20 protein-coding genes are annotated in these 21089 nt (G+C 48.3%); 8 read left to right on the top strand and 12 right to left on the bottom strand.

Features of this window, described 5'->3' with window-relative positions; translation table 11 throughout:
- Positions 1–255 precede the first annotated feature (255 nt).
- The 3 genes from FYJ51_RS04930 to FYJ51_RS04940 all read right to left on the bottom strand — a co-directional run bounded on the left by FYJ51_RS04930 (position 256) and on the right by FYJ51_RS04940 (position 1559).
- Positions 256–648: a hypothetical protein gene (locus FYJ51_RS04930; RefSeq protein WP_154503922.1), complete on the bottom strand. Its 393-nt coding sequence runs from the start codon at positions 646–648 to the stop codon at positions 256–258.
- The gene (locus tag FYJ51_RS04935) at positions 641–826 is read right to left on the bottom strand and encodes a CPCC family cysteine-rich protein (RefSeq protein WP_154503924.1); all 186 of its coding nucleotides are present in this window, start codon (positions 824–826) and stop codon (positions 641–643) included. The genes FYJ51_RS04930 and FYJ51_RS04935 overlap by 8 nt, the downstream gene beginning before the upstream one ends.
- A gap of 130 nt (positions 827–956) precedes the next feature.
- On the bottom strand, positions 957–1559 hold the full coding sequence (locus tag FYJ51_RS04940; protein ID WP_105305055.1) for a hypothetical protein: 603 nt from the start codon (positions 1557–1559) through the stop codon (positions 957–959).
- A 263-nt stretch (positions 1560–1822) separates the two neighbouring features.
- Here FYJ51_RS04940 and FYJ51_RS04945 point away from each other — a divergent pair, with 263 nt between their 5' ends.
- A complete protein-coding gene (locus FYJ51_RS04945; protein ID WP_154503926.1) occupies positions 1823–5296 on the top strand; it encodes a Cna B-type domain-containing protein in 3474 nt (1157 codons plus the stop codon).
- A 76-nt stretch (positions 5297–5372) separates the two neighbouring features.
- On the opposite strand, the gene bsh is transcribed toward FYJ51_RS04945, so the two are convergent.
- The 3 genes from bsh to FYJ51_RS04960 form a co-directional block, all read right to left on the bottom strand.
- Entirely contained in the window at positions 5373–6350 is a 978-nt protein-coding gene (gene bsh, locus FYJ51_RS04950; protein WP_154503928.1) for a choloylglycine hydrolase, read from the bottom strand.
- A 140-nt stretch (positions 6351–6490) separates the two neighbouring features.
- Positions 6491–9046, bottom strand: a complete 2556-nt coding sequence (locus tag FYJ51_RS04955; protein ID WP_154503930.1) for a heavy metal translocating P-type ATPase — start codon at positions 9044–9046, stop codon at positions 6491–6493.
- Between the two features lie 117 nt (positions 9047–9163).
- The gene (locus FYJ51_RS04960; protein ID WP_154503932.1) at positions 9164–9301 is read right to left on the bottom strand and encodes a hypothetical protein; all 138 of its coding nucleotides are present in this window, start codon (positions 9299–9301) and stop codon (positions 9164–9166) included.
- 125 nt (positions 9302–9426) lie between these two features.
- Here FYJ51_RS04960 and FYJ51_RS04965 point away from each other — a divergent pair, with 125 nt between their 5' ends.
- Positions 9427–10239 carry a histidinol-phosphatase gene (locus tag FYJ51_RS04965; protein ID WP_154503934.1) on the top strand — a complete coding sequence of 271 codons (813 nt, stop codon included), beginning with the start codon at positions 9427–9429 and terminating at the stop codon, positions 10237–10239.
- On the opposite strand, the gene FYJ51_RS04970 is transcribed toward FYJ51_RS04965, so the two are convergent.
- Positions 10240–10971, bottom strand: coding sequence for a tRNA threonylcarbamoyladenosine dehydratase (locus tag FYJ51_RS04970; protein WP_154503936.1), 732 nt, complete (start codon positions 10969–10971; stop codon positions 10240–10242). It abuts the gene before it with no gap.
- Positions 10972–11040: 69 nt separating this feature from the next.
- On the opposite strand from FYJ51_RS04970, the gene FYJ51_RS04975 reads away from it, so the two are divergent.
- Together FYJ51_RS04975 and FYJ51_RS04980 are read left to right on the top strand one after the other, a co-directional pair.
- Entirely contained in the window at positions 11041–11865 is an 825-nt protein-coding gene (locus FYJ51_RS04975; protein ID WP_154503938.1) for an RluA family pseudouridine synthase, read from the top strand.
- A 15-nt stretch (positions 11866–11880) separates the two neighbouring features.
- Positions 11881–12378, top strand: coding sequence for a YgjV family protein (locus FYJ51_RS04980; RefSeq protein WP_154503940.1), 498 nt, complete (start codon positions 11881–11883; stop codon positions 12376–12378).
- Between the two features lies 1 nt (position 12379).
- Here FYJ51_RS04980 and FYJ51_RS04985 read toward each other — a convergent pair whose 3' ends face one another.
- Together FYJ51_RS04985 and FYJ51_RS04990 are read right to left on the bottom strand one after the other, a co-directional pair.
- A complete protein-coding gene (locus tag FYJ51_RS04985; RefSeq protein WP_154503942.1) occupies positions 12380–12799 on the bottom strand; it encodes a PPC domain-containing DNA-binding protein in 420 nt (139 codons plus the stop codon).
- Between the two features lie 76 nt (positions 12800–12875).
- A complete protein-coding gene (locus FYJ51_RS04990) occupies positions 12876–13235 on the bottom strand; it encodes a DUF1304 domain-containing protein (RefSeq protein WP_154503944.1) in 360 nt (119 codons plus the stop codon).
- A gap of 155 nt (positions 13236–13390) precedes the next feature.
- On the opposite strand from FYJ51_RS04990, the gene FYJ51_RS04995 reads away from it, so the two are divergent.
- Positions 13391–14389, top strand: a complete 999-nt coding sequence (locus FYJ51_RS04995; RefSeq protein ID WP_154503946.1) for an alpha/beta hydrolase family protein — start codon at positions 13391–13393, stop codon at positions 14387–14389.
- Positions 14390–14545: 156 nt separating this feature from the next.
- Here the strand turns inward: FYJ51_RS04995 and FYJ51_RS05000 are convergent, their stop codons facing one another.
- The 3 genes from FYJ51_RS05000 to FYJ51_RS05010 all read right to left on the bottom strand — a co-directional run bounded on the left by FYJ51_RS05000 (position 14546) and on the right by FYJ51_RS05010 (position 19316).
- Entirely contained in the window at positions 14546–16447 is a 1902-nt protein-coding gene (locus tag FYJ51_RS05000) for an ABC transporter ATP-binding protein (RefSeq protein WP_105304773.1), read from the bottom strand.
- A complete protein-coding gene (locus FYJ51_RS05005; RefSeq protein WP_154503948.1) occupies positions 16444–18228 on the bottom strand; it encodes an ABC transporter ATP-binding protein in 1785 nt (594 codons plus the stop codon). The genes FYJ51_RS05000 and FYJ51_RS05005 overlap by 4 nt, the downstream gene beginning before the upstream one ends.
- Before the next feature lie 173 nt (positions 18229–18401).
- Positions 18402–19316 (bottom strand): 1-phosphofructokinase family hexose kinase, encoded by a 915-nt coding sequence (locus tag FYJ51_RS05010; RefSeq protein ID WP_154503950.1) that lies wholly within the window; start codon positions 19314–19316, stop codon positions 18402–18404.
- Between the two features lie 191 nt (positions 19317–19507).
- Here FYJ51_RS05010 and FYJ51_RS05015 point away from each other — a divergent pair, with 191 nt between their 5' ends.
- The 3 genes from FYJ51_RS05015 to FYJ51_RS05025 all read left to right on the top strand — a co-directional run bounded on the left by FYJ51_RS05015 (position 19508) and on the right by FYJ51_RS05025 (position 21072).
- Positions 19508–20152: a beta/alpha barrel domain-containing protein gene (locus tag FYJ51_RS05015; RefSeq protein ID WP_154503952.1), complete on the top strand. Its 645-nt coding sequence runs from the start codon at positions 19508–19510 to the stop codon at positions 20150–20152.
- 164 nt (positions 20153–20316) lie between these two features.
- On the top strand, positions 20317–20772 hold the full coding sequence (locus tag FYJ51_RS05020; RefSeq protein WP_154503954.1) for a PTS sugar transporter subunit IIA: 456 nt from the start codon (positions 20317–20319) through the stop codon (positions 20770–20772).
- Complete coding sequence (locus tag FYJ51_RS05025; protein WP_105304778.1) at positions 20773–21072, top strand: PTS sugar transporter subunit IIB; 300 nt, start codon at positions 20773–20775, stop codon at positions 21070–21072.
- Positions 21073–21089 lie beyond the last annotated feature (17 nt).

Here is a 21089-nt window from a genome sequence, read left to right on the forward strand (position 1 = left end):
ACCTCCTTTCGTACAAGTGAGGCAATCAGCCTCATTGCCATTATAGAAAGAAGGTTATTCGGTAATGTTCAGTGGCCTTGATGGACCGGAATCACTCTGAATCCGACTCCAGATAGCTGGCCTTGGTTTCAACGGAAACCCGGCTTCGCCACATCGGTGTAATCACTATTGCTGAACAACAAGAAACCGGAGAATATCATTATGGGAATTCTCCGGTCCAAAATAGTTGTTATTTACTTTTGCTTGTTTATTCGCTTAATGTCTAATCCACCAGCCATTTTCATTTACAAAGCCATACTTTTTCATAAATGGCCCCATTTGCTTTACAGTCCCGCTATTTGGTTCTCTAGGCAAAAGCAGGCCTGCATCGGAAGCGATTCGCATTATTCGTTCTTCAAGCTCATCCATCAAAGCGCCCCATTGATCAGTTATCCTGCATGCTTCAGCGTATTCTGGAGTTCCCTTTGGAAAATCATACTCGTTATCCTCCACCCAGAAGAACTCGTTAAAAACAGCTGCATAAAGGTTCACCAAAGTCTCTATTTTGGTTGTTTTGTGAGCTAAGCATTGAATATCTTCGAATTCATAATCTTTTAATGGCTCAGAAGCCATCACTATTAAATCCTCGTTGATTCTTATCTTATTCAATTTTTTCACCTTTTTTGTATGCAGAAATTGCCTGATTCAAACTCATTCTATTTGCACCTCCCTCCAGATCAGGCTTATCCATTTGTATCGGATCATTCTCCCATCCACATACCGGGCAAATCTCGTATTCGTATAAATATGTTTCCCCGCAAACAGGGCATTTATTTGTTCCGATCATATTCAGTTAATCTCCCTACCTGAGCTTATACTAAAGTATCAGCCAAAGTATCATTCTGATATATGGTTCATTGAGCCAATCTATTAACGCGCTCTCCAAAGCTAAAAATCTTACACTCAGTCAGCATTCTTCATCCTTGCTGACGCACAGTATTCGCGTTCAGGAAGCGCTGGTATTCTTCAGCGTATTTCCTGGATTGCTCAACCAGCTCAGCATTATATTTATTCCTCAGGGCATCCATTTCGTTGGTATGCTGTGCAGCCATTTGCTGAATCTGATTTTGAAGAGAATCTAATTTGTTTCTCTGTTCTGCCACTCTGCTCTCAAGCTCCATGCGAAGCGCATGTTCACTCTCAAATAATTTTGAAGATGCTGATAGCTCTTCAATCTGCTGTTTCAGCGCAGCAATCTCCTGGGCTTGTTTGGCCTTTGCTTTCTCCTCGGAAACTTTGTTTTCTGCCAGGAGAGCAACATATTTATAGAGAATGGTAGACATCAGGTCCTGAACCGTCTGAATATCTTCAGCATGTTCTTTATAGAGCGTTTTATTCTCGTTCAGCCGGAAGTTTTCAATCATTGCATTAAGCAGTGTCCCCTGCTCCATTCCCGACTCCCGAGCTATCTTCCGGAATTCCGATGCCGTCGCTTCATCTACCTTCATAGCCATGGAAAGCATTTTCTGCTTTTTACCGCTTGTCTTATCTACAAGATCCTTATTTTCTGCCTCTGTCATGATCAAATGCCTCCATATTTCTAGTATTAATAATACCAGTATTTTAAATATATTTATTCATGAAGATAGCTTATTTATACATATATTTTGATATTTGAAATAAATATTAATAGTATTACTAATTAATACCAAAATTAAAATAGAAAAAATGTCTCACAACTTTTGAGAATGCGGACGCGCTGACTTCTGCTTATACACAGATCAGTCAGATTCAGAATAACAATTTATTCACTGAAGTCTCTGATAACAGCTGGACCTGGGGTGTGTCTGGCAATGCTGGCATCTTTACCTTCAATAAAGCAATTGATCTAAACAATCAGCAGCTCTACATCATCGTCCGCACTGAACCAAATGCCAATGCATTCAGCACAACCCAGGCACGGCCTGCTGCAACCTTCATCAACAGCCTGAGCATGCGCAATAGTTCAAATGAATCTTTCACTTCCGTAAATTCCGCATCGATGAAAATTGCACAAGATGGAACCAACTTCAAAGAAGTAGGAGAATTCGGAAATTACGATGCTTCCAGCAAAACCTGGTCAGGTGTAACTCAGGTCTCCGGAGGAAATAAGCCTTCTGACAAGATTCTGTTATCCTGGGCCACTGCAGATGGAAGCACTCAGTATCTTTCCTCCGGCACCTATGTCGATTATCGTCTGGTAGTGAACTATGCAGGCAATGAAGAAGGAACGCTCCGTCTGGAAGATGTAGTTCCGGAAGGTATGGAACCGGTCTATGTGCGCTATTTCTGGACTGCCAAATATTTCTGGAGCACGAAAAAAGATGATCCATCACTCCAGCCTGAGATTGCTCCGATTACCAATCTTGGTGATAACTGGGTAGATATCGGTGTAAAGAATGCCGCTCTGGACGGCAATGCCGGTGCAGCAACTGCAGGAAATCTCCGCAAGAGTGCTTATGGTTATTATGATTCATCAACCAGAACGATCAAAATAGAGGTTTCAAATCTCAGCCGTGACACTGATTCTGAGGATTCAGTTGGCACTCGCGATATTCAGATTCAGATCGTAATGCGCGTCACTGATCCTGAAGTACTGAAAGGCACCGGGAAGACGTTCACTAATATCATGAACGTTTATAGCACTGCAGGAAGCCTGGTTAATTCCAGCAGCACAGAGACGAAAATTGCAGTCACCGATTCCATCACTAAAAACAAATCTGGAAGTGATATTTCCGGCACAACTCTGAGCACCTCCAATCAGCTTCAGACAAGTTTCACAATGACAGTAAACCCGAGAGGAGAAGATCTCCTGGAGAACTCTGATACACTGACTCTTGTAGATAGTTATTCAGAAAATCTGGATATTAACCTCTCTTCTCTGCAGGTAAAAGAATCGGCCGATTCCACGGAAAATGTTTCATTCACTTACCAGATAGATAACAGCGCCCACACCTTGACTCTGGTGATACCAGATAACAAGAAATTAATTATCAGCTATGACGCAACCATAGAGGCGCCTCTCGGAACAACTATCGAAACTATTTCTAATGAAGCATATTGGTACGGATACCGGTCATCGAAAAGCAAGTGGTCTGCAACAAAAGTAAAGGTTGAAGCAGCTGGGTCTATTGACTTCGGTACCACTCCCATCATCAAAATTACAAAAGTAGACAGTCAGAATGCTCTGAAGACATTGGAAGGGGCACAGTTCTCACTGTATGAGACGACATACTCTGAAACCGATAAGACATTTGAAAGTACAGGTAATGCTGTTGCCACAGAAACAAGCAATGCTGATGGAACTGTAACCTTCGGAGCAAGCAGCAGCTCTTATAAACTGCAGTTCAACAAGATTTACAGCATTGTTGAAACATCTGCTCCGACCGGGTATATCAGAAGCAGTGATCCTGTTTATATTGGCATCTTTCGAACAAAGACAATCAATAACGTAACGGTTTACCCGAAAGATATGAATAATAGTACCGATAGCGCTGATGTCTGGAATACAAGTGTTCTGAACGACTTAGCAAGTATTGCCAACATCTACTATACCGGGACTGAATACGACTATACCTGGCCGAACAGCAGAACTTCCGTTCGCATCAGCAAGAATTTCTACGATGGAACAAGCAATGATCCGGTGACATTTCCGTCTGGAGATTTCAGATTCGGTCTGTACTACGGCGGACAACTGCTGCAGACCCTCACGATCTCCAATGCCAACGGACAACTGACATACCTCAGAACGGAAAACGGTGTTACAGAAGCAGAAAATCAGCCATTATTCACCGGCCTTAACACGAACGATGTCTACACGATCGCGGAGCTCGATGATAACGGCAATCAGATCGCCAACGCTGCATCAGCGACTATTAACGGAGAAACCTATACCGTTACCTATCCGAATGACAGCACCACCTTCTCCACAACAGGCGCATCCGTTCAGACCTTCAGCATTTCAAATCACACCTCTGTTACGATTTCGGGAACCAAGACCTGGGATGACAATAACAATCAGGATGGAAAGAGGCCGGACCATATCACGGTGAAGCTTCTGGCTGATGGCAATGAAGTACGCAGCACCGTGGTGAATTCCTCAACCAGCTGGGCCTACTCGTTCAACGATCTTCCGAAGTACAGAGATGGCCATGAGATCTCCTATTCTGTCATTGAAGATGCTGTACCGGATTACAGTACTGAGATCACCGGCTATGACATCACGAATTCCTATACTCCTGGAAAGACCAGCGTAACGGTCACGAAAGTCTGGGATGATGGAAACAACCAGGATGGCATCCGCCCGGAAAGCGTACAGGTTCAGCTCTATGCTGACGGAAAGGCATCTGGTGATCCGGTAACGCTGAACAGCGATGGAAACTGGACATACACCTGGGATAATCTGGATCAGATGAAGAGCGGTACTGAGATTGTCTATACCGCAGAAGAAGTCACCAGCATCGATGGCTATACTTCTTCCGTTTCCGGAAATGCTGCCGAAGGATTCACAATCACCAACACCCATACTCCGGAGATCAAGCGCATCGTCGGAACCAAGACCTGGGATGACAATAACAATCAGGATGGAAAGAGGCCGGACCATATCACGGTGAAGCTTCTGGCTGATGGCAATGAAGTACGCAGCACCGTGGTGAATTCCTCAACCAGCTGGGCCTACTCGTTCAACGATCTTCCGAAGTACAGAGATGGCCATGAGATCTCCTATTCTGTCATTGAAGATGCTGTACCGGATTACAGTACTGAGATCACCGGCTATGACATCACGAATTCCTATACTCCTGGAAAGACCAGCGTAACGGTCACGAAAGTCTGGGATGATGGAAACAACCAGGATGGCATCCGCCCGGAAAGCGTACAGGTTCAGCTCTATGCTGACGGAAAGGCATCTGGTGATCCGGTAACGCTGAACAGCGATGGAAACTGGACATACACCTGGGATAATCTGGATCAGATGAAGAGCGGTACTGAGATTGTCTATACCGCAGAAGAAGTCACCAGCATCGATGGCTATACTTCTTCCGTTTCCGGAAATGCTGCCGAAGGATTCACGATTACGAACCATCATACGCCTGCAGAAAAGACGACCGTCACCGAAGATACGAATAGTTCCGGCGGCGACAGCTCTCCATCTGCAAGCACCTTGAATCTCGTTCCTGATACAGCCGATCATACAGATGTGCTGAGACATGGAATCACCGCGATTCTCTCGCTGACCACAGCGCTGATCGCTGTTGTCGCCTATAAGCGGTATCAGTAAAATTCTTCGGGGTAAAAACAACAGGCCGCCTGCATGCAAGTGGCCTGTTTCGTTCTCTTATGATATCTGTGCTGAATCAGTTAATCTCATTGATCTGCTGCTTGGTCACCAGCGGATAAGAGATGACTTCTGATCCGTCCAGGTTCTCGTGATGCATGTATACTGCTGAGATCTGGCTGTTATCATAAGTCCGGTAATAATAGATTCCCCGATCCATGTTGCAGCAGGAAGAATAGATGGTGATCTCATACTTTCCTTCTCCCAGATCACAGCAGCCTCTCTGCTGTTCGACAGACCCGAGAATATGGAAGAACTGGCTGACTGAAGCATCTTCTGAATCATCCGAGATGGAATTCAGTTTTGTGAAGGCCACCTTCACGAATCTGGATCCGGAAGAAAGATCACCCGGCAGACCGATACCGCCCATGCCGCGGCTGTATTCATCCAGTTCTGCACCGGGACCGAACTTTGCTGGAGAAGCAGCAGCAGAGACATTGCGATAGTCATTGAGACGGAACAGCTGAATATCAAAGGTCGGATTATTGGTCATGACCCCGACGGGATTCGGATAGACATGAATGCCATCTCTGACGGACTCCACCACGATGGAGCGGGTCTGGTCCGTGATCATCCAGTGCAGCGGCGTGATCGGGAGCTCCTTGCTGAAAGGAATATTGACGAGACGGATCTTCTTCAGCAGGGACTCTGCTTCTTCGAGATTTCTGCACTGGCCGAGAATCCAGGGAATGAATTCAAACGGAGAAATCTCATCTTTCCCATCTCCAGCCGGATCCGGGAAATAGCCGTTGCCCGGAAAGTTCAGGCCCGCCATGGAAAGACCATATTCGTTAGTGGCGTCATAATAGAGCGGGAAACCGCCGCATACAAAAGCCATGCCGATCATTGCATGATGAGAAGTCATGGTTTCTTTTCTGCGGAATGGAATCGGGAAATTTCTCGGGGTGATCGTCACCGATTCCTGATAGGAAAATTCAAGGTCCAGGTTGCGTCCGAAGTAATGATCTTTTGTCTGATACGTTGCGCAGGTACACATATTGAATGCCTCCTTCCTGCTCGCTTTCTTCCAGGGTACTCCTGGTGACTCTGCCTTCATCATAATGCAGAAATCAGAAACTTTCTCCTCTTGACAGAAAATAAAAAATAACGGGTCCCGATCAGGAACCCGCAAGCACGTTACTTCTTCTCCGCAATTTTCAATAAACGCATGGAATTCAGCACGCACAGCATTGCTACTCCAGTATCCGCGAAAATTGCCCACCACATATTCGCAATCCCGAGCGCACCGAGAACCAGGGTCAGAATTTTGATGGTAATCGCACCATAGATGTTTTCATTGGCCACCCTCAGAACCCGCTTTGCCCCATCGATTGCCAGAACAATCTTCGAAGGCTGATCATCCATGATGACCACATCCGCAGCTTCAATAGCTGCATCGCTGCCAAGTGCACCCATGGCAATGCCGATATCTGCCACAGTCAGAACCGGGGCGTCATTGACGCCATCACCGACAAATGCGGTCACATATCCTTTTTTCAGCTCTTCCAGCTTTGCAACTTTCTGATCCGGCAGGCATTCGCCGAAAGCCATATCCGCGCCCAGCTGATCCTGAACCATGCTGGTGACTTCCATCGAATCCCCGGAGACAATTGCAGTCCGGATTCCTGCTTTCTTCAATCCGGCAATTGCTTTCTTCGCATCCGGTTTCAGCTGATCTCTCAGAACAATGCAGCCTTCATAAGCTCCATCTCTTGCCACATAGACCAGAGAACCAGGCATACTGCATTCGGTGAACGGAATGTTTTCTTCCTGCATGAGCCGGGCATTGCCTGCCAGAATCTGCGCACCATCCAGCTTCATGCGCACGCCTCTTCCGGGAATTTCCTGAACTTCCGAAATCCGGCTTTCCTCAATCTTCTTTCCGTAGGATTTACGGATTCCTTCAGCAATCGGATGATTGGAATAGCATTCTGCATATGCTGCATCTTCCAGGACTCTGTTCTGGTCCTGATCGGTCAGAACTTCTTCTGCAGCAAAGGTCCCGGAGGTCAGAGTTCCGGTCTTGTCCATAACAACCTGTTCGGTCTTTGCCAGAGTCTCAATCAGGTTTGCACCCTTGACCAGAACACCTCTGGAGCTCAATCCGCCAATTCCGGCAAAGAAGCTCAGCGGAATTGAAATCACAAGCGCACACGGACAGGAAATGACCAGGAACGTACATGCCCGATAGATTCCCTCGCTCCAGTTCCTGGTGAAAATACCGACCATGACTGCTACTGCAATTGCAGAGAACACAACAATCGGCGTATAGACTCTTGAGAACTTCGTGATGAAGTTTTCTGCCTTTGCCCGCTTCGTCTGCGAATTCTGAACCAGGTCCAGAATCTTTGCGACCGTGCTTTCTCCGAATTCCTTTGTGACTCTGATCTCCAATAGACCAGTCTCATTCACGGAACCGCTGATCACTTCATCGCCAGGCTCCACATCTCTCGGCTTGGATTCCCCTGTCAGAGATGCAGTATTCAGGCTTGAGCTTCCCTTTACGATCACCCCATCCAGAGGAATCTTCTCACCCGGCTTCACTCTTACAATCTCACCGATCTCCACTTCTTCCGGACTTACTTGGATAAATGCTCCATTCCTGGATACGACCGCATAATCCGGTCTGATATTCATCAGATCGCCGATCGACTTTTTGGACTTTGCGACAGCCCGATCCTGGAAGTATTCTCCGATCTGGTAGAACAGCATGACCCCTGCCGCCTCAGCATAATCACCAAGGAAGATCGCCGCAACAGTCGCCACCGCCATCAGAAAGTTCTCATCAAACAGCTGACCTCTGCCGATATTCTTCACCGCCCGGATCAGAATCTGATATCCAAGCACCACATACGATGCCAGGAACAGAACATTTCTGACCGTTCCCTGGAAGAACACACCGATCAGCAGCAGAACAGCACCGATGATGATCTGCTTCAGAACTGTCTCAGAATCCTCGTCCTCTTCTGCCTCTTCTGCCGGCATGCCCGCCAGCTTCTCCAGCCGAGTGACGATCACTTCCGGTTCCATCTCGGCAATGATCCTGCGCATCTCTGCTTCAATTCTCTGATCATCCTTCGGAGCACACTCATACGACGCAGACAAGGTCATGAAATCTACCTGCACATGCTCAATCCCCGGAATTTCTGCAATCTTTCTTTCCAGCTTGGCTGCACAGTCTGCACAATCCAGTCCTTCCAGATGAAATCTGGAAACAACCTTCTTTCCTGCAGCAATCCTGCTTACCTGCACCTCCGGTTCCTCTTCTGCAATGATCCTGCGTACTTCTTTCTCAATCTCTGCATCTTCTGATGCTTCGCATTCATATACTGCAGACAGATTCAGAAAGCTGACCTGAACATTGGAAATCCCCGGAATCCCTGCAAGTTTTCCCTCAAGCTTTGCAGCACAGTCGGCACAGTCCAGACCTTCCAGATGCAGTTTCACCTGATGCGTATGCCGGGCATCCGGAATCACGGAAACCACGACATCAGGTTCTTCTTCCTTAATGACTTCCCTGATCTTCTGTTCTACTTCCTTTTTTTTCTCTGAATCGCAGTCATACGTACAAGTCAGAGTCATGAAATCAACCTGAGCATGATTCACTCCCTCAATCTTCTGAATCTGCCCTTCCAGTTTTGCTGCGCATGCTGCACAGTCAAGCCCCTCCAGTTTCAGCCGATATTCTGACATCGCAATCTCCTTTCATATGAACAATTGTTCATATGTACGCAACTAATATAAAATCTCCTGCAATAGAAGTCAATACAGAACCATGGATTTCATAAAAAAACAGGCTTCTGCCTGCTCTCAATGTCCCTGAGATGCGTTCTGTTTCTCAATCAGATCTGCCAGCCCTGACTGGCTGAACTTCTCATCAAATTCTTTCTCTGCCGCATCAAGTTTCTTCAGTATTTCATCCAGACGATCATCTGTCTTCTTTGCCATTCGCGTATCCTCCTCAAGCTACAGCAATTCTAGCAGGAACATTCTGAAAACAAACTCTTGAAATATTGCGATCCGAATGCTTCCGGACAAAGAATCCATGTATAATCTCTACGGAGAAAATAGCTATGATTCAAACGAACTGGCACACACATACCAAGCGCTGCGGCCACGCAGAGGGAGAAGATGAAGCGTACGTTCAGGCAGCCGTCAAGGCTGGTCTGAAAATTCTCGGATTCAGCGATCACGCTCCCTATCCGATTCCGACTCCTGGTGACTGCATGCCGATCGAGCTTTATGATGATTACGTTTCCAGCATTACTGCCCTGAAAGAGAAATACGCAGGAACCATCGAGATCCACCTGGGCATGGAAGTAGAATACTATCCCAGCCAATGGGAGACTCTGAAACGCTGGCGCAAGGAGATGGAATACTGCATTCTCGGTCAGCACTGCCTTTCCTTCCATGGCTTCAGCTCTTATGACTTAACAGAAGCAGAACAACTGGATCAATACTTTGACTGCCTGGAAGAAGCCTGCCGGCATGGACTCTGCGATTATATCGCCCACCCGGACGTCTGCCTGTGGAGCTATCCGCGCCTGGACGAGAGCGTCCGCACTCTGGCAGAGAAGATTGCAGACCTGTCACTTCGCTATGACATGCCCCTGGAACTCAACTGCGGCAGCGGCGTACGCGACTATGGCTGGCGCCATTATGAAGACGGCGATCGCTATGCCTACCCGACCAGGACGATGTTTGAAGTATTTGCCGAAAAGAGATGCCCGGTGATCATCGGCATGGACATCCATCAGCCGGATCACTTCCTGACGGATGAATATCTGAACCGTGCCCTGGACATCGTGAAGGGACTGGATCTGAACTACCTGAATGACTTTGATCTCGTCTCAGCCGCAAAGAAGCGGAAGAAGAACTTCTTCTGATTATTCCTGGATCAGCTTCCTCACCGCAAACGATGCTGCGAGAATTCCGGCAGCCGGCGGCACGAAAGCAGTAGAACCTGGAATGGATCTCCGCTTCGAGCCAGTTCTCTGATTCTTCGCATCGCTGGCATCGCCAGCCATCGGCTTCACAGGTTCTTCTAAAGAACAGACTACATCCAGCGACTCAATCCCTCTTTTCCGGCATTCATGCCGCATGATCCGGCTGAGCGGATCGCCGCTCGTCTCATAGAGATCCATAATCCTGAGCTGAGAGGGATCCAGTCTGTTTCCGCAGCCCATGCTGGAAAGAATCGGGATATTCAGATGCTTGGCTTCTTCGATGATATCCAGTTTTGCAGTCACCGTATCGATGCAGTCGATGATATAATCCCATTCGCTGAATGGGAACAGATCTTTCTTCTCGGGCAGATAGAAGACCGGATACTTATGAACGATGATGGCCGGATCAATATCATGGATCCGCTCTTCCGCAGCATCCGTCTTCTGCTTGCCGACCGTATGCACCGTCGCAAACTGCTGACGATTCAGGTTCGTCATGCATACCTGATCGTTATCAATCAGATCAAGCGTTCCTACCCCGCTGCGAGCAAGCGCTTCAACCGCACTGCCGCCCACTCCTCCAAGGCCGAATACGGCCACTCTGGAGTGATGAAGCTTTTCAACGGCTTCCCTGCCAATGACGAGTTCTGTTCTTGAGTAAGGATTCAGCATCTTCCGGTTTCCTGCTTTCTATTCATTCTGTATATTTTAAACCAGCAGAATCTCTGCTGAAATAGAGTCATGCATCAGATTAAGATCAAGATTGAAAAAACAGAAGAAGGCATGCGCATCAAGGACCTTCTGAAAGAAACCTATTCCAGAAGAGAACTGACCAGGCTTCACACTTCCCGGTCAATTCTTCTTAACGGCCAGCCAGCCCCATTGACAGCAGCAGTACATTGCGGCGATGTGCTGGAAACCAGAATCGCGCTTCCTGAAATTCTCTATGAAGATGATGATCTTGTAATTCTCGACAAGCCTGCAGGTTTGTCCTGCCACCCGGAAAAAGAACATCCGGAAGACAATCTCGGAACCATGCTGAAGGAACGATACGGTCCCTCCTTCATCATCCGCACCATCGGCAGACTGGACCGGGAAGTATCGGGCATCATGATCTATGCCAGAAATGCAGAGACCGCCAGGAAGATGGAAACCAGGCACCTGGTGCAGAAACATTATCTTGCCATCGCTTCCGGAGTATTCCCGAAGCAGGAAGATACGCTCTTCTACACCATGGAAAAGAAGAAAGGAATCCGCGGCAACTCCGTCTCAGAAACCGGAAAACCTTGCATCACCCATTACCAGGTACTTCATCAGTACCCGTCATATGCTCTTCTGCGCATTGAGATCAGAACCGGAAGAACTCATCAGATCCGCTCCGGTCTTGCTGCAGCAGGACATCCTCTGCTTGGCGATAAACTGTATGGCGGCGATCAGTCTCTGCTGAAACGGCCAGCCCTGCATTGTGCAGAAGCAGAATTCCGCCATCCCCGGACAGATGTCCCCATCCATATCAGAAGCCAGCTGCCGGAAGATCTGCAGAATATTCTCCTGCGGCAGAAATGAAAGGAACCACAATTCATGTTATCTTCAGTAATATTAGGCAATTTATTCAGCCTCGGTGCGATGTTCACCGATTCCATCAGCAGCAACCAGAAATCCAGCGAAAAGATGCTGACCTTCCAGTGCTTCAGTCAGCTGTTCTACGGAGCCAGCTCTCTGGTTCTGAAGGGATACAGTGCAGTCGTGCAGAGTTCGCTTGCTCTGGTCCGCAACATTCTCGCAATCAGAAAAATCCATTCCGATATTCTGGAATGGATCATCCTGATTCTTGGAATTGTGCTTGGAATCGCCTTCAACAATCTCGGACTGCTTGGCTATCTGCCAGTCATTGCCAATGGCCTCTATACGTTTTCAATCTTCCGCATCAGCCATAATCAGACTGCACTCAGATGGGCCTTCCTGATCTACCTAATTCTCTATGCAATCTTCGATCTCTTCATTCTGAATTTTGTCGGAGCAGCCGCAACCGCAATCGCAATTGTTTCAACGGCAGTGTCAATCGTAAGAAACCGTTAGTTCAGAACGCAATGTCATTTAAGCCAGTCAGCGGATTCACTGCTCTTTCTGCATGTCCTTCCATCGGCTCCACGACCATCTCCAGAGTGCCGCTGATGACAGCTTTATTCAGATGGCCGCCGATGGCATTTCCATCTGCCCCGGACGCAGCCAGGTGGAGATGCAGATAGACTTCTCCGTCTTTTTCTGTAATCGTTCCGAACAGAGAAGTAATCTCATAAGCTCCTGTATATTCCTTGCTGAAGTATTTCTTCACCTGCGTATCATACACGCCGAGTACCAGATCATCCGCTGCACCGAGCGCCCGCACTTCTCCAAGTGCGATTTTTTCTGTCCTGCAGAATTCCGTGAGCTTGGCAAGCACCTCATCTCCCGGGTCCATCCGCACCAGATAGCGATTTCCGAATTTTCTGTATTCCATCCAGTTTCTCCTTCCGTTCTTTCCTCTAATATAGCGCAGAATCGATTCCGAAGATCCGGACTTTTCTGCAATGGACTCAGAAGATCAGGCAGAGGCACAGTGTCACAATTGCAAGACCGCCCTGCATCAGAATGATCTTCGGATTGCTGGTAACACTTCCATAAAGTGCCACTGCAATGATATAGCACATCAGGATGATCACTGCAGTTCTGCTGGCAAATACCCATACTGCAAGCAGAATCAGCACAGCCAGAAGACCATTGTAGATTCCCTGGTTCCGGAACAGCGTATTGACTGACTTCCGCTTCAGTTCCTCAATCTCCATTCCGAATACCTGCGAAGTTTTTTCTGACGCTGTGGCAAACGTCTCCAGATACATGATATACAGAAATTCCAGGGCAACCAGAGTTGCAGATAGCTTGATCAATAATGACATATTCTTTCCCTCTCTTATCAGAACCAGGAACCACCTGTTCCGGTTCTCCGGAATGATTCTACCGCAGATTCTGAAGAATCCGGTTTCTGATACTCTCTATCGTGATTGCAGTCCAAAGGAGAATATCTTATTCTGTACAAAGGAAGGAAAGGAATATGAAAAGATACCTTTCAGGATTGAGTGCATTGCTTGCTTTCTCACTGCTTGCCGGATGTTCCGGTTCTTCTTCCGAAGCATCTGCTTCTGAAGAACCCTCTGAACCAGCCGCTTCCGAATCTGCCGCAGCAGAAACTGCATCTGCACAGCCTTCTGAGTCTGCAGAAGCCGCTCAGGAACATGAACCTATCAATGAAGAAACGGATGCCTACCAGGAAACCTATGTCGAAATCCCAGTAGATGATTATCAGATGCCAGCAATCACCTGCATTCCGAAAGGAGAGATCAGCGGCGCAGTAGTCATGATGCACGGAACCGGTTCCACCAAGAATGAAGCCGGCAACGGATACTTCATGGCTGCACCGGTTCTGGCAGAGAAATACGGGATTGCGACGATCCGGATTGATTTCCCTGGCTATGGGGATTCCAAAGCAGATCCCACCCTGTATGACTTCGATGAAGCAGTCAAGGACGCAGTTGCCGCAAAGAACTATCTGATCGAGCAGGTCGGCAGTGATGTGAAAGCCGGTGTCATGGGCTGGTCACAGGGCGGAACGGACGCAATGCTCGCAGCCGGAGAAACCACGGAATTTGATTCTGTCGTTCTCTGGGCAGGCGCACCGGATCTCAGCGATATGCTGTCAGATGAAGATTACGAGACCGCAGAAAAACAGGGATACTTCATGATGCAGTTTGATTTCCGCGATCCGGTTGCAGTTTCGAAACAGTGGTGTGAAGACGTGAGAAACACAGATGTCATGAAGGTGTTCTCCGCTTATACCGGACCGGTGCTTGCCATTGCCGGCGAAAACGATACGACCGTAGATCCTGCCTGGGCAAAGAAGATCGCTGATCAGAGCACCAATCCGGAATCGGAAGTCTACTACATTCCGGGAATGGATCATACCTTCAACGTGTTCTCAGAAGAAGATTTCCACAGCCTGTATGACGCCGCAAACAAGACTGGTGAATTCTTCAAGAAGACACTCGGAAACTGAATAAACCGTTAGAAGCTGATCGTTCAGGCGCCGTCTGTGAAGACAGCGCCTTTTTTAGCTGCTCAGCTTTCTTCAGGAGCAGAAATGCATGCTTTGCCGGGTTCTTCTGAAGGAAAACATCCCCGCAGGTCATCAGACTTGCGGGGATGCATGTGCTTATTCGAGTTCGAATGCGCCAGTATAGAGCTGATAGTATTCTCCCTTTTCAGCAAGGAGTTCTTCATGGGTTCCTCGCTCAATGATATGTCCATGATCAAGCACGATGATCACGTTGGAATTCTTGACGGTGGAAAGGCGATGCGCAATGACGAATACGGTTCTGCCCTTCATCAGAGCATCCATGCCCTTCTGAACAATCTGCTCGGTACGAGTATCAATCGAAGAAGTGGCTTCATCCATGATCATGACTGGCGGATCTGCAACTGCTGCCCTGGCAATGGCAAGCAGCTGGCACTGACCCTGGGAAAGACTGGAACCATCTCCGCTGATCATCGTCTGATAGCCCTGCGGAAGCGTGCGGATAAATCCATCTGCACCAGCAAGCTTCGCGGCAGCGATGCATTCGCCATCGGTCGCTTCCAGTCTGCCATAGCGGATATTCTCCATCACCGTTCCGGTGAACAGGACCGTATCCTGGAGCACGATGCCGAGAGACTTTCTCAGGGAAGACTTCTTGATCTTGTTGATGTTGATGCCATCATACCGGATCTTGCCATCTTCGATGTCATAGAAGCGATTGATCAGGTTCGTGATCGTTGTCTTGCCGGCACCGGTAGCACCGACAAACGCAATCTTCTGACCAGGCTTGCCATACAGCGTGATGTTATGCAGGATGATCTTATCCGGGTTGTATGCAAACGTCACATCATAGAAACGGACATCACCCTTCAAAGGCGTATAGGTGACAGTTCCATCTGCCTGATGCGGATGTTTCCAGGCCCAGAGACCGGTATTCTCATCTGTTTCTTCAAGAACCCCATTCTTCTCTGTCGCATTGACGAGCGTGACATAGCCTTCATCAGTCTCCGGCTGTTCATCCATGAGCTGGAAGATGCGCTCTGCACCAGCCAGGCCCATGACCACCGAGTTGATCTGCGGAGAGATCTGCTGGATATTGCCAGCAAACTGACGGCTCATGCCGAGGAACGGAACGATGACCGCAATCGAGAACGGCAGACCCGAGAATGAGAGATTCGGAATATTGTATTCCAGGAACATTCCGCCGAATACTGCAACCAGCACATAGATGATGTAGCTGACATTATTCAGAACCGGCATCAGCGTATTGGAATACTTGTTTGCCTGATAGGATGCTTCAAAGAGTGCCTCATTCTGACGATCGAAGTCTGCTTCAGAATCCTTTTCATGGTTGAAGACCTTGATGACCTTCTCACCATTGATCATTTCTTCAATGACACCTTCTGTCGCACCGACTGCCTTCTGCTGCGCCATGAAGTAGCGCGCCGACTTGCCGCCGACTTTTCTCGTGATCTGAATGGAAACGAGAGATCCGAGAATGATGACCAGACCCATCCAGACACTGTAATACATCATGATGCACAGAATCGTGGTCAGCGTGATAGCCGAGATGAGCAGCTGCGGGAAGGACTGGGAAATCATCTGTCTCAGCGCTTCGACATCGTTCGTATAATACGACATCACATCACCGCGCTTGTTCGTATCAAAGTAGCGGATCGGAAGACTCTCCATATGAGAGAAGAGTTCTCCGCGGATCTTAGCAAGCGATCCCTGCGTGAATACTGCCATCATCTGGTTGTAGACGAAGCTTGCAAGCAGGGAACATGCATACAGGATTGCCAGGATCGTGACATAATGCATGATCTGCGGGCGCGCATCTGCCCAGGTCATTCCTGTTTCCCAGCTTTCCTGGATCACAGCGACGACATTCTGCTGGAAGATCGAAGGCAGTGCCGAGATCACAGCATTGACCACAATCAGAATGATGATCATCGGCATCAGCTTCGGATTGTACTTATAGAGAAGCTTGATCAGGCGCTTGACGGAAGCCCCTGCATTCTTCAGCTTTTTCTGTCTCATGCTAATGCCTCCTTTCCAGCCGGAACTTCTTCTGAAATGGATTCGGTTCCCTGCTTATTCTGGGAAAGATAGACTTCACGGTAGATCTCATTCGTGCGGAGCAGTTCTTCGCTCGTGCCGATGGCATTGATCTTTCCGCCGTCCATGACGACAATCCGATCAGCATCTTCCACGGAAGAAGTACGCTGAGCAATGATGATCTTCGTGGTTTCCGGAATATAGTCGCGCATTGCCTTGCGGATCAGTGCATCAGTCTTCGTATCCACTGCACTCGTGCTGTCATCCATGATCAGGATCTTCGGCTTCTTCAGAAGCGCTCTTGCAATGCAGAGACGCTGCTTCTGTCCGCCGGATACGTTGGTGCCGCCCTGTTCAATCCAGGTATTGTATCCATCCGGCATCTGATCGATGAATTCATCAGCACAGGCAAGATGGCACACCTCACGCACTTCTTCATCGGTGGCTTCCTTATTTCCCCAGCGGATATTGTCCGCAATCGTTCCGGAGAACAGCACGTTCTTCTGCAGAACCATGGCAACACTGTCACGCAGTGTCACAAGATCATAATCGCGCACATCTTCCTTGCCAACCCTTACGGTTCCTTCTGTCGCATCATAGAGACGCGGAATCAGCTGAACGAGCGAAGACTTCGAAGAACCAGTACCGCCGATGATGCCGATGACTTCACCAGACTTGATATGCAGATCAATGCCATCCAGAACCGGGCGATCTGCACCAGCCGAATACTTGAAACGGACATTGTCGAAATCGATGGAACCATCCTTGACTTCCTTCAGACCATTTTCCGGAGAAGTCAGCGTGCTCTGTTCCTGCAGCACTTCGCAGACACGCTGTGCAGACTCTTCAGAGAACGTAATCATGACGAAGATCATCGACAGCATCATCAGCGAAACAAGAATCTGGAAGCTGTAGATCAGCAGTGTCGAGAACTGTCCGATATCCAGAGCAGTACCATTGGTCGTGATAATCGCTTCAGAACCCTTGGACAGCACGAACAGCATGACCCCATAGATGCATGCCTGCATCAGCGGATTGTTCAGTGCAAGAATCCGTTCTGCCTTCGTGAAGGTTGTTCTGATATCCTCAGAAGCCGCATTGAACTTTTCCTTTTCATAGTCTTCCCGGACAAACGACTTCACGACCCGGATTCCCTTGATATTCTCTTCTACCGAATTGTTGAGCTTGTCATACTTCGGGAAGCCCTTCTTGAAGATCGGCATGACAATCTTGTTGATCGCATACAGGCCGATGCCGAGAATCGGAATAACGACCAGGAATATCATCGCCATGGAACCTCCCATGATATATGCCATTGCAAAGGAGAAGATGATATTCAGCGGAGCCCGGAATGCGGTCCGGATGATCATCATCCAGGCCTGCTGGATATTCTGGATATCCGTCGTCAGACGCGTCACCAGCGAAGCAGACGAGAAATTGTCAATGTTCCCGAATGAGAAATCCTGGATCTTGTAAAACACGTCATGACGGAGATTCTTCGCAAACCCGCACGAAGACTGAGAACAATAGACACCTGCCAGATACCCGAACAGCAGAGACGCAAACGACATGGCCAGCAGGATCCATGCATAATGCAGAATCCGGTCCATCCCGCATCCGGCTTTCACGTCATTGACAAGCAGTGAAATCACATACGGAATCAAGGCTTCGAAGACGACTTCACCGATGACCATGATCGGAGTCAGATACGTCGCTCTCCTGTACTCGCGCAGGGATTTCATCATGAGTTTCCATGACTTCATAAAGTTGCTCCTTCCTATATTAAAAAGAATGCGCTACGCATTTTAACATATCTTTCCGCATTCTAAATAGGCTATTTGCTTTGTTCAGAAATTCACTTCAAGCATGGATGATGAGAGCGTTTTCTTCCTCTGAGCTGAAAAAAGGAAGCCTGCATCTGCAAGCTTCCCCGATGTCAGATTCTGCTGATCTTCACTTCATTGTAAGCAGCCATGATCGACTGATAATCCGGAATATCTTCGGTCTGCACCGAAGCAGTTCCCGCCGCCATGGACATCTTCAATGCTTCTTCGGCATTCTTGGACGACTGATATGTTCCTATAAACGCAGCCAGCGCCGCATCTCCGGCACCATTCGTGCTGATGACCGGAACCTCCGGAGACTTCAGCACGAACCTTCCAAGCTTCCCGTCAAAGTATCCGCCCTGGGCTCCCATCGTCAGAAGCACATTCTCCGTTCCTTTCTGCAGGACTTTCTCAACCGCTGCTGCGCAGTTCTGCATGGTGACTTCTTCTTTCAGAAGTTCGCTGAGCTCTTCCAGATTCGGCTTGATCAGGAACGGACTGCAGTAGACCAGATCTTCCAGCCGGCAGTCAGCCGTATCCATGATCAGCTTCGCCCCGGCCTCATTGACCCGGTCGGCAATCTCATACAGGAACGTGACATCAATGCCATTGGCAGCCCGGCCGCAGATCATTACATAGTCTTCTTTCTTCAGATGATCCAGATGCGACAGCAGATCCTGCTGAGCTTCTTCCGGAATAGCAGGTCCTTTTGTATTCAGCACATATTCCGGTCCGTCCTTGACTTTGACATTGATGCGGTTCGGTTCACTGATCTTCGTGCTCTGGTTATCAATGAAAGAATAGAAACCGATCTGTTCTTTGATATAGCTCCCGGTAAACCCGCCGAGAAACGAAAGCACCGTGCTGTGAATGCCGAGATTGCTCAGCAGCATCGATCCGTTGTTGCCTTTTCCGCCCGCATGGAGATATGCATGGTCTGCAAGATTGACTCCCTTCGAATGCAGCGGATCAGAAAACTCCATCTGATAATCCACTGCCGGATTCAGCGTGATGGTATAGATCATATGCAGGAACCCTCCTAGTTAATCTCAAGATAACACATTCTGAAAACAGTGGAACCGACAGATCCGAAGATCTGACAGCCGGCCAGACCAAAGTCTGATTTCTGTCCTGTATCTGAACAAAAGATGATCTGAAAAGCATTTGGTAGTCATGGCCTTTGAGATTACATTGTAAGTGGAAAAGGAGAGGGATTATGAGACTCAAGAAAGCTAGTATCACTCAGAGAATGTACGACATCTGTGCATTCGCAGTTGTACGTGCCGATGTCAAGCGTACCCTTGAAATTGCAGACGGCCTGGTGAAGGGCGGACTTCCTTGCATGGAAATCAGCTTCACCAACAATGACGCTGCCGACTGCATCAAAGCAGTCAAGGAAAAGTACGGAGATCAGATCATTGCCGGGGCCGGCACCGTGCTCGATCCGGAAACTGCCCGCATCGCCATCCTGGCTGGTGCAGACTTCATCATCTCCTGCAATGCGGATGAAGAAGTCGCACGGATGTGCAATCGCTACCAGATTCCTTACGGACCTGGCTGCACAACCGTCACGGAAGCAATCAATGGCCTGACCTGGGGCGCTGCCTTCATCAAGGCATTCCCGATTTCAAACTTTTACGGTCCGAAGCTCGTGAAGATCTTCAAGACTCCTACGCCGTTCATGCCGATCATGGCATCCGGCGGAATCAGCCTGGACAACATCAATGAGTGGCTGGAGAGCGGTGTTGATTTCATGGGCATGGGAAGTCTGCTGACCAAGGGACCTTCTGATGACATCGCTGCAAATGCTGCAAAGGTCCGCAAGGCAATTGAGGACTACCGCGCTTCTCATCAGGACTGAGTGTAATTTTTGTCTTGAGTTTGAGAAAATTGAAACAAATGCTGAACAGAGTTTAATTTTTGTTCTAAGCGTTTACAAAAAATGAACTCAAAAAGAATTGTCTGACCTGCAATCTGAAACTATAGTTTGGATATAGCAGCGAGCAGACATAGACAGGAGAAAATATGTTAAAAGACCTTCTGGATGAACGCCTGATCCAGCTTCATGTCCATGCGGACGGCTGGGAAGACGCAATTCGCAAAGCTGCAGCTCCCTTAGTGGAAACGGGGAAAGTGAAAGAAAGCTACGTTGATGACATTGTCAAAGGGGTCCATGAATACGGACCATACATCGTCATCACCAAGCACGTAGCCCTTCCGCATGCCCGTCCCGAGAGCGGTGCCCTGGAATGCGCAATCGGCATCACCACGCTCGACACGCCGGTCGAATTCGNCAACAAGGACAATGATCCGGTCAGCTATCTGTTCTGTCTGAGTGCAACAGATAACAACAAGCACCTGCAGGCGCTTGCGGACCTGTCCGAATTGCTGGAAGATGAAGCATTCTACAAGATGCTTGACACGGCGAAGAACAGTCATGAAGTGTATGACTATCTCACAAAAGGAAAGGAGGAAGCTTGAATGGCAAAGGTTTATCACGCATTAGTCTGCTGCAGAGCCGGAATGGGATCCAGTACTCTGCTGAAGATCAAAGCAGACCAGGTAATCTCTGAGAACCATTACCCAATCGAAACCGAGCATGGCAATCTGGATTCTCTGACCTACTTCAAGGGCGACCTGGTCATCACGATGTCTGATCTCACAGAAGACCTCGCGAAAGATCATCCGGAGCTCTACTGTGTAGGAATCACGAACATCGTATCCAAGCCGGAGATGAAGGAAAAGCTCGAAGCATTCCTGAAATCAAAGGGCGCACTGTAATTCACAGCTTCATTCAT

Source organism: Stecheria intestinalis, assembly GCF_009696165.1.
GTDB classification, from domain to species: Bacteria; Bacillota_I; Bacilli_A; order Erysipelotrichales; family Erysipelotrichaceae; genus Bulleidia; species Bulleidia intestinalis.

Coding starts and splice junctions, on each gene's coding strand:
- FYJ51_RS04940 (WP_105305055.1), bottom strand. CDS start 1,559: ATGACAGAGGCAGAAAATAAGGATCTTGTAGATAAGACAAGCGGTAAA.
- FYJ51_RS05000 (WP_105304773.1), bottom strand. CDS start 16,447: ATGAGACAGAAAAAGCTGAAGAATGCAGGGGCTTCCGTCAAGCGCCTG.
- FYJ51_RS04955 (WP_154503930.1), bottom strand. CDS start 9,046: ATGTCAGAATATCGGCTGAAACTGGAGGGGCTTGACTGTGCAGCATGC.
- FYJ51_RS04990 (WP_154503944.1), bottom strand. CDS start 13,235: ATGTCATTATTGATCAAGCTATCTGCAACTCTGGTTGCCCTGGAATTT.
- FYJ51_RS04980 (WP_154503940.1), top strand. CDS start 11,881: ATGTTATCTTCAGTAATATTAGGCAATTTATTCAGCCTCGGTGCGATG.
- FYJ51_RS04985 (WP_154503942.1), bottom strand. CDS start 12,799: ATGGAATACAGAAAATTCGGAAATCGCTATCTGGTGCGGATGGACCCG.
- FYJ51_RS04935 (WP_154503924.1), bottom strand. CDS start 826: ATGATCGGAACAAATAAATGCCCTGTTTGCGGGGAAACATATTTATAC.
- FYJ51_RS04995 (WP_154503946.1), top strand. CDS start 13,391: ATGAAAAGATACCTTTCAGGATTGAGTGCATTGCTTGCTTTCTCACTG.
- FYJ51_RS04970 (WP_154503936.1), bottom strand. CDS start 10,971: ATGCTGAATCCTTACTCAAGAACAGAACTCGTCATTGGCAGGGAAGCC.
- FYJ51_RS05010 (WP_154503950.1), bottom strand. CDS start 19,316: ATGATCTATACCATCACGCTGAATCCGGCAGTGGATTATCAGATGGAG.
- FYJ51_RS04960 (WP_154503932.1), bottom strand. CDS start 9,301: ATGGCAAAGAAGACAGATGATCGTCTGGATGAAATACTGAAGAAACTT.
- FYJ51_RS04965 (WP_154503934.1), top strand. CDS start 9,427: ATGATTCAAACGAACTGGCACACACATACCAAGCGCTGCGGCCACGCA.
- bsh (WP_154503928.1), bottom strand. CDS start 6,350: ATGTGTACCTGCGCAACGTATCAGACAAAAGATCATTACTTCGGACGC.
- FYJ51_RS05015 (WP_154503952.1), top strand. CDS start 19,508: ATGAGACTCAAGAAAGCTAGTATCACTCAGAGAATGTACGACATCTGT.
- FYJ51_RS04975 (WP_154503938.1), top strand. CDS start 11,041: ATGCATCAGATTAAGATCAAGATTGAAAAAACAGAAGAAGGCATGCGC.
- FYJ51_RS05025 (WP_105304778.1), top strand. CDS start 20,773: ATGGCAAAGGTTTATCACGCATTAGTCTGCTGCAGAGCCGGAATGGGA.
- FYJ51_RS05005 (WP_154503948.1), bottom strand. CDS start 18,228: ATGAAGTCATGGAAACTCATGATGAAATCCCTGCGCGAGTACAGGAGA.